The sequence below is a fragment of the Alistipes onderdonkii genome (assembly GCF_025145285.1).
GTDB classification, from domain to species: Bacteria; Bacteroidota; Bacteroidia; order Bacteroidales; family Rikenellaceae; genus Alistipes; species Alistipes onderdonkii.
Genome location: NZ_CP102251.1, coordinates 3,433,308 through 3,449,373 on the forward strand (window position 1 = coordinate 3,433,308; position 16,066 = coordinate 3,449,373).

At 53.8% G+C, this 16,066-nt stretch carries 14 protein-coding genes; 10 read left to right on the top strand and 4 right to left on the bottom strand.

The genetic code is table 11. The features are described from left to right. Nucleotide 1: 1 nt before the first annotated feature. Nucleotides 2-253: a hypothetical protein gene (locus NQ559_RS14235; RefSeq protein WP_004303766.1), complete on the bottom strand. Its 252-nt coding sequence runs from the start codon at nucleotides 251-253 to the stop codon at nucleotides 2-4. A gap of 543 nt (nucleotides 254-796) precedes the next feature. Here NQ559_RS14235 and NQ559_RS14240 point away from each other — a divergent pair. Together NQ559_RS14240 and NQ559_RS14245 are read left to right on the top strand one after the other, a co-directional pair. After that, on the top strand, nucleotides 797-1,090 hold the full coding sequence (locus NQ559_RS14240) for a helix-turn-helix domain-containing protein (RefSeq protein WP_004319131.1): 294 nt from the start codon (nucleotides 797-799) through the stop codon (nucleotides 1,088-1,090). Then, nucleotides 1,087-1,398: a helix-turn-helix domain-containing protein gene (locus NQ559_RS14245; RefSeq protein WP_004295430.1), complete on the top strand. Its 312-nt coding sequence runs from the start codon at nucleotides 1,087-1,089 to the stop codon at nucleotides 1,396-1,398. Before NQ559_RS14240 ends, NQ559_RS14245 begins: the two co-directional genes overlap by 4 nt. Nucleotides 1,399-1,434: 36 nt before the next feature. Here NQ559_RS14245 and NQ559_RS14250 read toward each other — a convergent pair whose 3' ends face one another. From NQ559_RS14250 to NQ559_RS14260, 3 genes are read right to left on the bottom strand one after another with little or no spacing between them, the layout of a single operon-like run. Then, entirely contained in the window at nucleotides 1,435-1,800 is a 366-nt protein-coding gene (locus NQ559_RS14250) for a virulence RhuM family protein (RefSeq protein WP_004289443.1), read from the bottom strand. A gap of 28 nt (nucleotides 1,801-1,828) precedes the next feature. Then, entirely contained in the window at nucleotides 1,829-3,118 is a 1,290-nt protein-coding gene (locus tag NQ559_RS14255; RefSeq protein WP_004295428.1) for a site-specific integrase, read from the bottom strand. Between the two features lie 31 nt (nucleotides 3,119-3,149). Continuing rightward, nucleotides 3,150-4,373, bottom strand: coding sequence for a site-specific integrase (locus NQ559_RS14260; protein WP_004303751.1), 1,224 nt, complete (start codon nucleotides 4,371-4,373; stop codon nucleotides 3,150-3,152). 421 nt (nucleotides 4,374-4,794) lie between these two features. Between NQ559_RS14260 and NQ559_RS14265 the strand changes: the two genes are divergently transcribed. The 8 genes from NQ559_RS14265 (at nucleotide 4,795) to NQ559_RS14300 (ending at nucleotide 15,996) form a co-directional block, all read left to right on the top strand. Beyond that, on the top strand, nucleotides 4,795-6,246 hold the full coding sequence (locus NQ559_RS14265; RefSeq protein WP_018697399.1) for a sodium:solute symporter: 1,452 nt from the start codon (nucleotides 4,795-4,797) through the stop codon (nucleotides 6,244-6,246). Continuing rightward, nucleotides 6,236-9,229 carry a golvesin C-terminal-like domain-containing protein gene (locus NQ559_RS14270; RefSeq protein WP_018697400.1) on the top strand — a complete coding sequence of 998 codons (2,994 nt, stop codon included), beginning with the start codon at nucleotides 6,236-6,238 and terminating at the stop codon, nucleotides 9,227-9,229. The genes NQ559_RS14265 and NQ559_RS14270 overlap by 11 nt, the downstream gene beginning before the upstream one ends. Nucleotides 9,230-9,368: 139 nt before the next feature. Continuing rightward, the gene (locus tag NQ559_RS14275; protein ID WP_018697401.1) at nucleotides 9,369-9,818 is read left to right on the top strand and encodes a GatB/YqeY domain-containing protein; all 450 of its coding nucleotides are present in this window, start codon (nucleotides 9,369-9,371) and stop codon (nucleotides 9,816-9,818) included. Nucleotides 9,819-9,831: 13 nt separating this feature from the next. Continuing rightward, nucleotides 9,832-10,986 carry a retropepsin-like aspartic protease gene (locus tag NQ559_RS14280; RefSeq protein WP_018697402.1) on the top strand — a complete coding sequence of 385 codons (1,155 nt, stop codon included), beginning with the start codon at nucleotides 9,832-9,834 and terminating at the stop codon, nucleotides 10,984-10,986. Then, entirely contained in the window at nucleotides 10,986-11,903 is a 918-nt protein-coding gene (locus tag NQ559_RS14285; RefSeq protein WP_018697403.1) for a bile acid:sodium symporter family protein, read from the top strand. The genes NQ559_RS14280 and NQ559_RS14285 overlap by 1 nt, the downstream gene beginning before the upstream one ends. 259 nt (nucleotides 11,904-12,162) lie before the next feature. Next, entirely contained in the window at nucleotides 12,163-13,275 is a 1,113-nt protein-coding gene (locus NQ559_RS14290; RefSeq protein WP_309295499.1) for a site-specific integrase, read from the top strand. Between the two features lie 152 nt (nucleotides 13,276-13,427). Next, nucleotides 13,428-15,026, top strand: a complete 1,599-nt coding sequence (locus NQ559_RS14295; protein WP_051087708.1) for a DUF4435 domain-containing protein — start codon at nucleotides 13,428-13,430, stop codon at nucleotides 15,024-15,026. Between the two features lie 73 nt (nucleotides 15,027-15,099). Then, on the top strand, nucleotides 15,100-15,996 hold the full coding sequence (locus NQ559_RS14300) for a hypothetical protein (protein ID WP_018697407.1): 897 nt from the start codon (nucleotides 15,100-15,102) through the stop codon (nucleotides 15,994-15,996). Nucleotides 15,997-16,066 lie beyond the last annotated feature (70 nt).

Consider the following 16,066-nt stretch of genomic DNA (forward strand, 5'->3'; position numbering starts at 1 on the left):
TTTAGAAGATGTGAGTGAATAGGAAATAGAAAAAGCCGGTTAGAGCCACGAGAGAAACAAGGCAGGAGAAAATGCCCCGCAGGATGTCATAACAGAACGTGAAGCCCAAAACGACCCAAATAAAGTCGATACCCCACACGTGGAAGCCCAAAGCCACCGCCCCGACCTTTACCGCCAACCCGACCTTTGCCTTTATGCCAAGTGGAAGGTTGGAGGATTTCTGTTTCCATTTATTTTTCTCTTCGTTTCTCATAACCTTTGACTTTTTTTTTATGCCGTAGCGGAGCCGGTATGGATGGAATCTGTTTCGGTAGCATCAAAAGGTGTCGGGGATAGCTGCTGCAAGATTTTGTCGGAAAATACGCTCGCCCGCAGGGAAAGAGGAAGATTTTGCGGCAAACCGCCCCGCGGCCCGATCTTGCAGCAGCGTGAGCCCCGTAACTACCTTTGCTACTGACAACAGATTTCCATACCGCGCTCCGCGGCATGAAAAAAAAGAGAGGAAAAGGTTATGGGAGAGAAACGGGGAGAAAACGATATGCCGTGAACGCTCGCGAAAGTCGGTTCACGGCTCACCCTGCATGGAATGATAAATCGCCCGCGAACATTTCCTTTCACGGGCGATTGGCGTATCGGAACGTGCCGATCCCGTATCGGCGGAGGATCGTTTCCGCCGGACGTGGCGCCACTCGCTGCCACTTTTAAGACGGATACGTCCATATACCACTGGCTGATAACAAGATACTGTTCATTTGTGTACTTTTGGGCATCCGGGAAACAAAAAATGAAACAGAACATGGAAATAATAAGTATGGACGTGAAGGCTTTCGACGCGCTGGCAGGGCACGTGGAAGCCATTGAAAGAAAAGCCGAGGCGTTATGCCGCAGGCAAGAGGACGTGAGTTTGAAAAAATGGCTGGACAACCAGGATGTCTGTGACGTGCTGGGTATATCGAAACGTACCCTGCAAACCTACCGGGAGAAAGGGTTGCTGCCTTTCAGCCGCATCCGTCACAAAATCTTCTACAAACCGGAAGATGTCGGGAAACTGCTGCAATCGTCGCACTATCCTAATACCGCCGCGTTATGAGCCATTATTTCATCGACAAGCACGATCCGCGTGTGGCGGATCTCTTCCGGCGCTTGGAAAAGGCCGGCAAGGCACTGGATAAACTGGAATCCTCCGGAGGCCGGACACTCAAGGGAGAGCGGTTCGTCACCGACGAGGAATTGTCCCGGCTGCTGAAAATCAGCAGGCGTACATTGCAGGAATACCGCACGGCGCGGATCATTCCCTATTATTTGATTCAGGGCAAGGTACTATACATGGAATCCGAGATACAGAAATTCCTGGAAGATTCCCGGAAGAAATGTATCGGGGGACAGGAATGGGTATAAAAGAAGAACGGCCAAAACGTTGGCCGTTCTTCTTTTTCAGTTCAATATCGTGTTCATGCCGGGGAGCTGCCAGACGACAGCGGTCGTCGTGGCCCTTCGGACAAGCCACCGTCGGAAGGCTTCGGCATTCCCGGATTTTAAGCGGAAAGCCAGCGCGGCGATCATTTCGAGCGAATACAGCTCGACAATACCGCCGTCACGGTTGCGCTCCCGGCGGTAAACCCTCTCCTCACAGAGTATGCCGCTTTTGAGTATGGAGCGGATGTTGCTCCCCACGGCAGGAACGAAGACTCCGAACAGGTCGGCAATCTGGTGGCGCGTGAGCCATACACGGTTCTCCGGCGCGTGGATTTCCACCCGCCCGTTTTCAATGCTGATAGGTTCTCTTGTCGTCATAGTCATACAAATTTATCAATTTTTGTTATACTGTTCAACCGTTTACCGTTATAATATCTGCCGTTTCCGGTTCGTCCTCCTCGTAGAGATTTATTTTCCGGCCTTTGGTCTGTTCTTTCAGCCGTTTCATGTCCTCGTCCACCTTGCGGTCGGTCACTTTGGCGTAAATCTGCGTGGTGGAAATGCTCTTGTGTCCCATCATGCGGCTGACAGTTTCGATAGGCACACCCAACGAGAGCGTGATATGTGTCCCGAAATTGTGCCTCGCCTTGTGAAAGGTCATGTCGAAGCCGTATGTCCGTCCCAGTTCTCTGGTGAGCTTGATGAGATACCCCCGGCAATAGAGGTTGAAAATCCTGTCGCTTTTACGCTCGTGGCGGTATTTCTCGATGATCTGCAACGGCACGTTCAGCAGGCGGATGGCCGAGGGCGTTTCGGTCTTCTGGCGCCGGATGTGTATCCAGTACGTTCCGTCGTCCGACTGCGTGATGTCTTTTTCGGACAAGCGTTTCAGGTCGGCGTAGGACAACCCCGTGAAGGTAGCGAAGAGAAACCAGTCCCGCACCCGCTGGAGGTTGGGTTTATCGACGGGAGTTTCCATCAGCTTTTTGAGGTCTTCGAGTTTCAAATGGCGGCTCTTGCGCCGGGGCAGTTCCGGGTGCAGCTTCCCGTAAGGGTCGCGCCGGAGTGTACCCTGACTGACAGCCCGCTTGGTCATTTTCTTCAACCGGTAAAGATGCTCGTGTACTGTCTTGGGTTTCATTTCACGATCTGTACGTAGGAATATTTCAAAATCATCGTAGAACTCCCGGTCAAGGCTCCGCAACGCTACATCCTCCTTTTCCTTCCTTTTTTTCACGAAGGAGGCTAAAATATTATAGGAGTTCTCGTAACTTTCATAGGTTTCTTCCTTGCGATCCACGCCGACACGCTTGCGGAACTCCTCGTTATGCTCGCGGAACAAGGCAAGGAGGGTGAACGGTTTCTGCCCGATTCCTTCCACGGCGTTTTTGACCAGCTCGGCCGTCACGAAACCGAGGCTTTTACGAATATGACGGTAATGCCCGGTGATTTTTTCGGTCAGTTTCTCTATTGCCAGGTTTACCGTTCGGGCGTTCTCGCTTCGTCCGTTCGCCCTTTTGGTTTCCGGATTCCAAAGCGATGGATCGACAAACGCGTTGATATTGATCGGGGCCGACTTGGCGTCGATGCTTACCTTGCATAACAATTTACATGTTCCGTCCTTGCGGACTTTCGTGCGGTTGATGTAGAACAGCAGGGAGAACGTGCTGCGACGTTTTATCTCTTTATTATTCGTTTCCATAATCGTTGTGAATTTGATTGTCAATGATAGATTAAATAGCTACGGAGAAGCGGCCGGCAATCTTTTCCTCTAAAGACCGGGTATCCATGTCGATCTTGTCATCGGTCACTTTGGCGTAAATCTGCGTCGTGGAAATGCGGCTATGCCCCAGCATTTTACTGACGGTTTCAAGCGGGACACCATGCGAAAGCGTGATCTCGGTGGCGTAGGTATGGCGTCCGCAGTGAAAGACGAGCTTCCGTTCAATTCCGCAAATGGCGGCAATACGTTTCAGTGTCCGGTTGAGTTCGTTGTTGCTGTACATCGGCAGCAGTTTTCCTTCCGGGGCCATATCCCGGTACTTGTCGAGGATGAGCAACGGTATGTCGAGCAATGGCACTTCATAGTCGATTTTCGTCTTCTTGCGGGCGGTCTTGATCCATACCTCACCGTCCTCGGCCACTTCCAGATCCTCCGTCGTCAGGCGGCACATGTCCCCGTAAGGGATACCCGTGTAGCAGGAGAAGAGGAACAGGTCGCGGATATGGTAGAGTTTCGGGTCGTGCAGGGGTGTGGTCATCAGCCGTTGTAACTCCGCTGCGGTAAGGTATTTCTGTTCCCGCTCGGGATGTTCGGCTTCATAACCCGCGAACGGGTCGGCAGTGATAATCCCTTCCGCGATGGCTTCCCCGACAATCGTGTTCAACCGTGTGACAAGCAACACGATAGTTCCCAGGGCAAAGCGGCGCTCCGTGCGTAGGTAGAGGTCATAGTTGTCGATGAATGAACGGTTCAGGGCCGTGAAAGGAACATCCGACAACTTGTATTTCTCCTGGATGAAAGCGGCCACACAGTTACAAGCATAGCGGTAAGATTGCGCTGTTCCCTTTTCCCGGTTCACGCCGACACGTTTTTCGAAATGTTCGATGAACGTCCGGAAATAACCCAACAGGGTTTCCTGCCCGAAAGCCGTCCCCAACAACAGATTCCTTATTTCTTCAGCCGTTACATTCTCACGGGTGGCTGACAGTTCGTCATAAATGGAAATGGCTGAAGCTCGCAAATCGTCCAGTTGCCGGTTGATTTCCCGCGCGGCGTTACTTTTACCCGTGGCACGTCCGGATGCCCACAGTGCAGCGGGTACGGACATTTTCGCACTAAAAGCCGCTTCTGAAAATTTGCCGACAACAAGTTTCGCCATGACCGGGCAATGTCCCTCGTCATTCATTTCGCTCTTTTTGAGGTAGAACGTAACCGTTACATCCGTCTGTTTCATAACTCTATTTTTTATGTTGCAAAATTACTTGATATAGAGTTATTTACAGTTATGAAAATTATAGCGGAACAAAGAATAAAACCCCGGATGCCGGTAACATAACCTGTATTTCCATGAAAAACGGAAAAAAACGGTTATCTTTACGGGCAAAATATAGGGTTCTTTGCATGGTGAACGGTAAAACCGCAGGTGGTTAAGCGTTATTTTGCCGGATTATCCGGGGCTAAAAAAGGCAACGGATAAGTAGCAAATCTTTCTCTTAACCTTTCATTATCCTGCATTTTAGCGATTTGGAAAGGTATAGAAGAATTTGGCTTAACTCTCCTCAATACCAAACACTTACTTTATTTATCCAAATTTTGCCGTTTTTTTGCGAGTTCTTGCTATATTTGTAACTTAAATCCGAACGCTGACTCCGCTTATGACACCTTTCGCCGTTATCACCACCGTATTGGGCTATATAGCCGTACTTTTTGTCGTCGCCTGGCTCTCGGGCCGGCGTGCCGACAATGCCGGGTTCTTCACCGGCAACCGGAGCACGCCGTGGTATATGGCAGCCTTCGCCATGATCGGGGCTGCAATCTCGGGCGTGACTTTCATCTCGGTGCCGGGCTCGGTCGCCGTCGATTCCTTCTCCTACATGCAGATGGTCGCCGGTTTCACCGTGGGGCAGCTGGTCGTCGCGTTCCTGCTCATCCCGACCTTCTACCGCCTCCGGGTGGTGTCGCTCTACGAATACCTCGACGGGCGCTTCGGCATCCTCTCGCACCATACCGGGGCATGGTTCTTCTTCGTGTCGAAGATGCTGGGTGCCGCGCTGCGTGTCTACGTGGTCTGCGCCGTCATGCAACTGCTGGTTTTCAGCCACTACGGGCTGCCCTTCTGGCTCAATGCGCTGGTGACGATGCTCTTCGTCTGGCTCTATACGCAGCAGGGGGGTGTCAAGTCGCTCATCTGGACGGATACGCTCAAGACTTTCTGCCTGGTGGGCAGCCTCGTGCTGTCGATCGTCTTCATCATGCAGGCGCTCGGCATGTCGTTCGGCGAAATGACCCGCGAGGTCGCCGCGTCGCCCTATTCGCGGGTGTTTTTCTTCGACGACCCCTCCTCCGACCGCTATTTCTGGAAGATGTTTCTCGCGGGCGTCGTGCTGCTGATCTCCATGACGGGACTCGACCAGGACATGATGCAGCGGAACCTGAGCTGCGCCACGCCGCGCGATTCGCAGAAAAACATCGTCCTGACGGCCGTCAGCCAGATATTCGTCATCTTCCTGTTCCTCGTGCTGGGTGTGCTGCTCTACATTTACATCGGCCGCACCGGCCTTGCGATGCCCGTAAAGGGCGACCAGGTATTCTCGCTGGTGGCTGTCGAGGGCGGATTACCGGTATTTGTTGGCATACTGTTTGTTATAGGGCTTATTTCGAGTACTTATTCAGCTGCCGGTTCGGCCCTTACGGCCCTTACGACTTCGTTCACGGTCGACATCCTGCAAGGCACCAGGCGCTACGGTGACGAACGCCTGACCCGCATCCGGAAGGGCGTGCACGTCGGCATGGCCGTCGGCATGGCGCTGGTGATCCTCGGCTTCGAATACCTGGCCGACGACAGCGTCATCAACCTCGTCTACAAGGTTGCCAGCTATACCTACGGGCCGATCCTGGGTATGTTCGCCTTCGGGATGTTCACGCGCCTGAGAATCCGCGACGGCTGGATGCCCGTGGTCGCCGTCGCCGCCCCCGTGCTGAGCGCCCTCGTGCAATACTGGGCGCGCGAGGCGTGGGACTACCGGATCGGGTTCGAACTTTTGATTTACAATGCCGCCTTCACCATGGCCGGCATGTTGTTGCTTGCCAAGAAGAATGAAAACTAAATTCCTGTCGTTTTTCCTGCTGCTCTGCTTCGGCTGGCAGCAAGCCCCGGCCGCCGGGGTCGACGCCGCGACCCGCCGCGAGATCGGCCGTACATTGTCGCGTATCGTCGCCCGTGAGGTTTCGGGCGGCTTTGTCCGCATCGAGGGCGTGGACGCCTCGCGCAAGCGGGTGCGCATCTACACCTCGGTGGGGCTCTCCTATTACCCGTTCCGCGAGCAGAACCTGCGGGCCATGTACGACTCGGTGCGTGCCGTCCTGCCGCCGGAGTACCGTAAAGCCTCCATCGAGCTTTATTCCGACAAGCGCGAAGTGCGGGGGCTGATCCCGATGGCCTACCGCACCGATGCCGAGTTCAGGAAACTGCTGCGCAAGAAGAAGGTCGTGCCCTTCGTCAACCGTTCGCAGCGGCCGCTCGTCGTCCGCCAGTCCTCGCCCGCAGCTCCCACGCAGGGGCTCTCCGGGCGCCATATCGCGCTGTGGCAGAGCCACGGACGCTATTTCGACCAGCCTGCGAACCGCTGGAAATGGCAGCGTTCGCGGCTGTGGATGACCTGCGAAGACCTCTATACCCAGAGCTATGTGCTGCCTTACCTGGTGCCGATGCTCGAAAATGCGGGAGCCTGCGTGATGTTGCCCCGCGAGCGCGATGTGCAGAAATACGAGGTGTTGGCCGACAACGATGCCGCCGGGCAATACGCCGAGACGGACGGCCCCGAGAAATGGCAGCCGGGCGGTGTCGGATTCGCGCATACGCGGCAGGTATACCGCACCGGCGAAAACCCGTTCCGTGACGGTACGACCCGCCGTGTGCGGACGGTCGCCGGGGGTGCCGAGAGCCGCGCCGCGTGGCGTGCCTCCATCCCCGAGCGGGGTGAATACGCCGTCTATGTAAGCTATGAAACGGTGCCCGGAAGCACCGACGACGCGCAGTATACGGTGCATCACCTCGGGGGCGAGAGTACGTTCGCCGTGAACCAGACGATGGGCGGCGGGACATGGATTTACCTCGGGCATTTCCTCTTCGGGCCGGGTGAGCAGCCGGTCGTGACGCTCACCAACCGCTCGCGGCAGGCAGGACGTATCGTCACGGCCGACGCCGTGAAGGTCGGCGGCGGCTACGGTAATGTCGCCCGCTCGGTCAGCGATTCGCTGCGCCGTCCCGGCGTCGAATATGCCGAGGAGACGAGCGGCTATCCCCGTTTCTGCGAGGGCGCCCGCTACTGGCTCCAGTGGGCGGGGTTCGACCCGAAGGTATACACCCCGAAGGAGAACGCCGACGATTATAAGGACGACTACATGTCGCGCGCCCACTGGGTCAATGCCCTGATGGGCGGTTCGGAGCGGATGCCCGACAGCACGGGGCTGCGGATTCCTGTCGACATGGCGCTGGCCTTCCATTCCGATGCGGGCGTGCGGCTCAACGACGAGACCATCGGCACGCTGGGCATCTTCTATACCCGCGAGAACAAGGGGCGTTTCGAGGGCGGTGCCGACCGCTACCGTTCGCGCGACCTGACGGACATCGTCATGACGCAGATCGTCTCCGACATCCGCCGTACCTGCGAACCCGAATGGAACCGCCGCGGGCTCTGGAACCGCGCCTATTACGAAGCGCGTGTGCCGGGTGCCCCGACCATGCTGCTCGAACTGCTCTCGCACCAGAATTTCGCCGACATGCGCTATGGCAGCGACCCGCGCTTCAAGTTCCTCGTGAGCCACGCCATCTATAAGGGTATCTTGCAGTATATCAGTTCGCAGTACGAATTACCTTATGTAGTGCAGCCGCTGCCTGTGGAGTCCCTCGCCGCGGAGTTCGCCGCTGACGGCAAGGTGGCCGTTTCGTGGTCGCCCATGATGGATTCGCTCGAAACGACTGCCGCCCCGACCGGTTATGTGGTCTATACGCGCATCGACGACGGCGGCTTCGACAACGGCCGCTATACCGACAAGCCCTGTTTGCTTTCCGAGCAGGAACCGGGGCGCATTTACAGCTATAAGGTGACCGCCGTGAACGAAGGCGGGGAGAGTTTTCCCAGCGAGGTCGTCGCCGCCTGCCGTATCCCCGGCGGGAAAGGGAACGTGTTGGTCGTAAACGGATTCGAGCGCATCAGCGCTCCGCTGAGCATGCGCCGCGATTCGCTGGCCGGGTTCTATACCGAGCTCGACGGCGGGGTGCCCGACAAACAGGACATTTCGTTCATCGGCGGGCAGCAGGTGTTCGACCTGGCGATGGCCAGGTGCGAGGTCGACAGCATCGCCCTCGGCGCCTGCAACTGTGACTACGAGACGGAGGTAATCGGCGGCAATACGTTCGACTATCCCTATGTGCACGGCCGTTCCATAGCCCGGGCGGGCTATTCGTTCTGCTCGGCCTCGGTGCGGGCGGTGGAGGATCGCGGCGTGTCATTGGAGGAGTATTCCGCAGTCGACCTGATTCTGGGAAAACAGCGCTCCGTGACTATCGGGCGCGGTGTGGCGGGGTATGCGTTCAAAACGTTTTCGCCTGAATTGCAGGATGTCCTGAGACGCTATATGGCCGGTGACGGAGCCCTTTTCGTGTCGGGCAGCTACGTGGCGACCGACCTTTGGACGGGCGGGGAGGCCACCGGCGAAGACCGCGCTTTTGCCGAGGAGGTGTTGCACTACACCTACGACGGCGACCAGGCCGCCGACCGCAACCGGGTGCGGGTCGTGACTTCGCATGCGGGTTTTTCGCGCGACGAGTACCGCTATGTCAACGATTTCCGCCCCGACCGATACCGGGTCGAACGGGTCGATGCCCTGAGACCCGCGGGTGGCGGGGCTTTCCCCGTGATGCGCTATGTGGACAACAACCGCTGCGCGGGCGTGGCCTGCGCGGACAGCCGCACGTTCGTCATGGGCTTTCCGTTCGAAGCCCTCGAGAGCGATGTGCAGCGCGACCGGCTGATGGCCGACATACTGGGTTTCCTGCTCGGCGGGAAGAGCGGAGGGGACGATTAGCCGGCCGTGCGGTCGGCCTCCGGTGCCGGTTTTGCGGCGGTTACGCTCCGGCTGTGGCGCCCCAAGCACTGTGTGCCGCCCGGCGGGGCGCCCCGAAAGAGGACGGACAAACGATTGTTTTTTGTAAAATAGATAAATTATGTCACTCGAACAACAGATTTCGAAAGGTATCATGGAGGCCATGAAGGCCAAGGATACCGTGCGCCTGGGCGCATTGCGCAATGCCAAGAAGTATATCATCGAGGCTAAGACCGCGGGCCCGGAAATCGCCGAACTGCCCGATGCCGACGTACTGAAAATCATCTCCAAACTGGCCAAGCAGGGTGCCGATTCCGCCGCGATCTTCACAGAGCAGAACCGCCCCGACCTCGCGGCCGAGGAGTTGGCGCAGGTCGCCGTCTTCCAGGAGTTCCTGCCCCGGCAGCTTACGCCCGAAGAGCTGGAGGCCGAGGTCAGGGCCGTGATCGCCCAGGTCGGCGCCACGTCGGTGAAGGAGATGGGCAAGGTGATGGGCGTGGTCACGAAGAAACTCGCCGGACGTGCCGACGGCAAGGATATTTCGGCCAAGGTCAGGGAACTGCTTTCGTAAGGCCGGTGTGCCGATGAAGCGCCTGCTGTTTGTCCTGTGCAGTCTGGTCGCGGTGCAGGAGGTCTGCGCACGGCGTCCTGCCGTGCGGTTCGACCTGCCCTATACGGTCGAGCACGGCAAATATGTCGTGGTGCTCGGCACGCCTGCGGGCCCCCGCCGTTTTATCTTCGACACCGGGGCGTCGGGCACCTGCATCAGCGAATCGCTGCGCGACGAACTGGGGGCCGAGGCCGTGAAAACCGAGAAAGTCCGCGATTTCGAGGGCCATGTCGTCCCCATCGACCTGGTTCGGCTCGACAGCCTGCGGATGGGCGACGCGCTTTTCCGCGACCATCCGGTGCTGGTCATGCCCGACACTTCGCTGGTCTTCGCCTGCCTGCGGGTCGACGGCATCGCGGGGTGCGACCTGCTGCGCTGGTGCGCCGTCCGCATGCCCAATGCCGACTCGACGATCACCGTCACGGACGATGTCCGCAGGCTGGGGCTGCCCCGCGGCCGTCGCATGTCGCGCATGGAGCTGGGCGGCGGATGCCCGTTTCTGCCGGTGACATGCCGCAACGGCGACAGGCAGGCCCGGATGTACGTCAAATTCGACACCGGCTCGGCGGGCTATTTCCATTTCTCCTATGCCGATTCCGGCGATGCGCCCCCGCCCCTGTGGTTCATCGACAGCCTGCGCTGGGCCGACGGATATGCGACGGCTGTCGGCTGGACGAACCGCAACAGGGTGAACAGCCATTTCCGGGGTACGATCCCCCGGTTCGAAATTCAGGGGACGGCCATTGCCGACATGCCGGTCAAGCGCACCTTCGGCCACAACCGGATCCTCGGCTGCAAGTTGTTCGACTGGGGGCAGGTCGTGCTCGATTTCCGCCGCAAGCGCTTCCTGTTCATACCCCGCGGGGGCGAGGCGAAAGCCCCGCCGCAGCCCGCCTGTAATTTCACGCTGGCCCTTTCTGCCGGGCAGCTCGTCGTCGGGCAGGTGTGGGACGAGGCGCTCGCGGACGTCATCGCCCCCGGCGACCGCATCCTCTCGCTCGACGGGCACCCCTGGGACGGCGACGTCTGCCGATTCCTGCTCGACCCCGACCCGCTGGACGGTACGGTGTGCGGGATCGGGACGGCCTCCGGGCAGCATGTTATCCTAACGATTGAAACCATGAAATAATGCACGTACTGGAATACCTGCACCGCAATGTCAAGACCGTCGCCATGCTGACGGCCATGGTGGTCGGGGCGTTGCTTTGCCGCCCCGTGACCGCCCTCGAGGGGTGGACGCACCAGATGATTACACCCTCGCTGATCTTCCTGATGCTCTTCGTCACATTCTGCCGCGTCAAGCCCCGGCAGATGAAGCCTTCGATGCTGCATTTCTGGCTGCTGCTGTTTCAGGTCGTGGTGAGCGTGGCGGTCTACTTCCTGCTGCTGCCGCTGAATCCCGTCGTGGCGCAGGGGGCGATGATCTGTGTGCTGGCGCCCGTGGCGATGGCCGCGGTGGTGATCGCCGGGATGCTCGGGGCCAATGTCCCGACGATGGCCACCTACAGCCTCGTGTGTAACATGGTGATCGCGCTCGTGGCACCCGTCGTCCTGTCGTTTGCCGGGACGGGGGCGTGCTCCTTCACGCAGATACTGGCACGTATCGCGCCGCTGCTGATCATGCCCTTCGCGGCTGCGCAGTTCTGCCGTTTCGTGCTGCCCGGGGCGGCGAAATGGATCGGGAACCACAGTCAGATTTCGTTCTACATGTGGCTCGTGTCGCTGGTGGTGATCATCGGCCGTACGACGGCCTTTATCCTCGATTTGCACGATGCTTCGCCCGCGACCGAACTGTGGCTGGCATTCGCGGCGCTGGTGATCTGCCTGGTGCAGTTCAAGGTGGGGCGCACGCTGGGACGCCGCTACGGCGACGCCCCGGCGGGCGGGCAGTCGCTCGGGCAGAAAAACACGGTGCTGGCCGTATGGATGTCGCAGTCGTTCCTCGACCCAATCTCCTCGATCGCCCCGACGGCATATATTGTCTGGCAGAACTTTGTGAACAGCTATCAGTTGTGGAAAAAGGACAAAGAAGAACGAATAAAGTAGATATAAGTATCTGATAAATATAAATTTATATTTATTTAATTTCTTTTCTCTTGTTTCCGCGGTTTTCCTGTTTTAGCCGATAAATGCCTTTGTTTTGTTACTATTTTGTTACTCAAAAGGCGCGAAGTAACAAAATAAATCGCTATATATGCTGTTGTAACGAAAACGGAATTAGGGTATGGCTAAGAAGAAACAGGAGATCAAGTTCAAAGCTCCGGTGCAAATCCGGTTCAAGCAGCTTGCCAACGGCAACTAATCCATCTACTTGGATTATTATACGGGTGATGTCATCCGCAAGGAGAACTATGTCGGTGGTAAGCGGCAGTACGAGTTTCTGAAACTCTACCTGATTCCGGAGCGGACACGCGAGGATAAGGCGAAGAACGAAGCGACGCTTGCCCTCGCCAAAGCGATCCAGAGTAAGCGCATAGTGGAGATACAGAACGACGCGCACGGGTTTCAGAACACGAACAAGTCCAAAGTAAATCTGCTCGACTATCTGGAGGGCATCGGGAAACAGTCAGCCGAGCGGGGGAGCGGGAACTATGCGCGAACGGTGCTGAATACCGTCCGTGCGTTGAAGTTGTTTCGGGGTGATTATATCGCGTTTCGCGATGTCGATAAGCAGTTTCTTTCGGAGTTTACCGATTTCCTGCGGCAGATGCCCAAGGCCAGCAAATACGGGGTGCGGAAAACCGGAGGCGTGCTGGGAAATAATTCGGTCGTTTCCTATTACGGCACGTTGCGCACGGCGATCAACCGAGCCTATAAAGAGGGTATCATTACGATCAACCCTACTAAGGAGTTTGATTTTGCAGATAAAGTGCGGCAAGAGCCGAGCCGCCGGGAATACCTGACTATCGAAGAATTAAAGCTGTTGATAAATACCCCGTGTCGGCATGGGATCGTGAAGCAAGCCTTTCTGTTCAGTTGCATGTGCGGACTCCGTGTGAGCGACATCCGGAAACTGACATGGAGCGATTTGCAACAGAGCGGCGGGCGTGTACGCATCGAAATCAAGATGCAGAAAACGAAGGAACCGCTTTACCTGCCTATCTCCGATGAGGCGTTAAAATGGCTGCCGGAACGCGGCGAAACGAAAGACGGCGATATAATCTTTCCGTTAACGCACGAAGGGACGGTAAACGACACCCTGCAACATTGGGCAAATGTCGCCGGAATCACCAAACATATCTCGTTCCATGTGGCGCGACACACTCATGCGACGATGCTGCTGACTTTAGGCGCAGATTTATATACGGTCAGTAAATTACTTGGGCATAAGAATATTGCGACCACTCAAATTTACGCCAAAATCGTCGATAAGAAGAAAGAGGAGGCGATCGGGCTGATTCCGAATCTGACCGACTAAACCGAAAAAAGAGCGGGTGAATTATACATGAAATTCGCCCGCTCTTTTTTGCCCATCTTTCGTGTTTTATTTATCAAGGAGATAAACCGAGTATTTATACAATATATTATATTTGTAATGAATTTGAATTATATTAAAATAATATACAAAAAATGAGGGAAATTGTTATTCCAATAAATGGAGAATCCAAGACAATAAGTAGCGAGCAAAATTTTGTCATAGTTGGAGCAAATGGAAGTGGTAAAAGTCATTTGGGGGCATGGATAGAACGACAAGAGACAAATGGGAGTGTTCTTCGAATATCAGCTCAAAGAGCATTATCTATACCCGAAAATATTACCATTAAGAGTGAAGAAAGCGCATGGAACAAAATGTATTATGGTACAGAAGAACATCAAGATAAGGGGTATAAATGGAACTGGGGACAGGAATCTACAACAAAACTGATAAATGATTACGATAGTGTTCTTTCCGCCATATTTGCCCGGAAAAATAAGGAAAACGATTTGTACGTAAAAGATTGTAAGGCGAAAGAGATTTCTGGGGATGCTAAGGCAAAGGTACCCATGATGATTACAGATAAGATAACTCTCATATGGGACTCTATTTTCCCACAAAGAAAGATAATATTTGAAGATGCAAAGGTTAGAGCTCGTTTGGTAGATAAGATTGAATATCATGCAAAAAATATGTCAGATGGAGAGCGTGTTGCTATTTATTTGATCGGTCAGTGTCTTATTTCGCCAGAAAATACAGTAATTGTAATTGATGAGCCTGAAATTCATCTTCATAAATCTATAATGTATAAATTGTGGGATAAAATTGAAGAATTTTGTCCTACTAAAACTTTCATATATATTACACATGATTTAGATTTTGCCGCATCAAGAAAAGAGGCAACCAAGATATGGATAAAATCTTATGATGGTAAGGATGCTTGGGAGTTAAACATTATTTTTCCTGATGAGGAGATACCGGATAGCCTAATCTTTGAAGTGCTGGGTAATCGAAAACCTATACTGTTTGTGGAGGGGGAAAGAGGAAGTTATGATAATCAATTATATCCATATATTTATGAGGATTATAGTATAATTCCTTGCCATGATTGTTCTAAAGTTATAGAGATGACAAAAGCTTTTAATAACCCGCGCATTAGAACTCTACATAACTTTGACATTAAAGGACTAATAGATCATGATTATATGACTGAAGAAGAAGTTGAAAGTTATAAGGAGTCAAAGATATATACTTTAGCTGTAGCGGAAGTTGAGAACTTATATTTGAGCGAAGATATCGTCAAAATAGTTGCTATAAACCAAGCTCTGAATCCAGATGAAGCATTTATAAAGGTTAAGGATTTCTTATTTGATGCATTTCAGGCTGAGTATGATTTGCAATTGGCTGCAATGTGTGCAAAAGAAATTAGGCATAAATTACAATGCTATACCAAACCCCAAGAAAATTCGTTAGAGGCTTTGAAACACCAAATGGAATTGCTCAAAAATTCTATTAATGTTGAGTTGATATATCAAAATCGGAAACATGAAATAGATCAAATCATTGAAAGTAAGGACTATGCTGGTTTGCTAAGGATATACAATCGGAAGAGTTTGCACGAACGTGTTTCTCCGATACTAAAATTATCTGCCAAAGAATATCCTAATCTAATTTTACGTTTATTAAAAACGGATAAAAAGAATGCAATTGTACGTGCTTTAAAGAATTACACTCCGGATATCAATATCGCATAAAATATACATTTAATGGAATGGGTTCGTTGATGGATGATATTTTAATAACCTTGTATAAAAACAAGGATGAATTATGGACGGTCTGGGGTTAAAACCACAATTCGACAGAATACAACGTATTTTCAACCGTTGCATTGGTCGTACTTATCAAGTGTTGGCAGATCGTATCGCTGTGAAATCCGCCTACCTCGACTGCGAGCAGATGCGGGAGTTGGAAAGGCTGGAATACATCCGTACTGCCGACGAGCTGGCGCAGTTGTATCTGCGTTATTCCGTACTGTCCGACATCCGGAATTACTACTCAGATCCTGCCTTTCTTTGGGAAAGCAGTTTCTTCGAGGCATTGAATCCCGGTGAAAAGAAAAAGTATCTTGCGTTCTCCGTCGTTGCGTTCGACCACTCCCGATACGAGCAAGATAATACGACTTATGATGCCGAGTTGCCTTATTTCTCTGCTGTCGTGAAAGCTGTCGTTCTGGAGCGTTATGCCGCTTATCTGCAAGACCGGAAATCGAAAGTAGCCGCGCAAAAGGAGCCGAAAGAGGTTGTAATGACCCCGAAAGCCGTGCCGCCTATCGCGGAAACGGATAATCCGTTCGATTCGATGCTGACCGATGAGCAGATCGCTTTTCTGGCCGAAGGCATCAACGACGTTAAGATGTTCAACGTGCCGTTAACGGCCGATGATCTGACAGCGATCCTTGCGGGCAAGCCCCATGCAATCGTGCGATCGAACAACAACCGCCTCGTCGCTTTCTTTTTTGCCGGATTGAGCAGTCGCGGATTGATAACACCGAATTGGCAATCTGTAATCGCTAACTGCAAACTCTTTCTTTCCAAAGACCGAAGCCGCGATAAATACATCAATCAAAGCGACTTATCCTCGGCGACAAACTACATCCGCGATATAGGTATAGTGGGGAAATATGCAACCATCGACAGGTATCTCAAGCAAGTGAAAAAACTTTGAGAATAGGTTGATACCTCAAAGATAGTCAATCCGCTATCAAGTTTCGCAGCCATACATTTGCCCCCGTAAC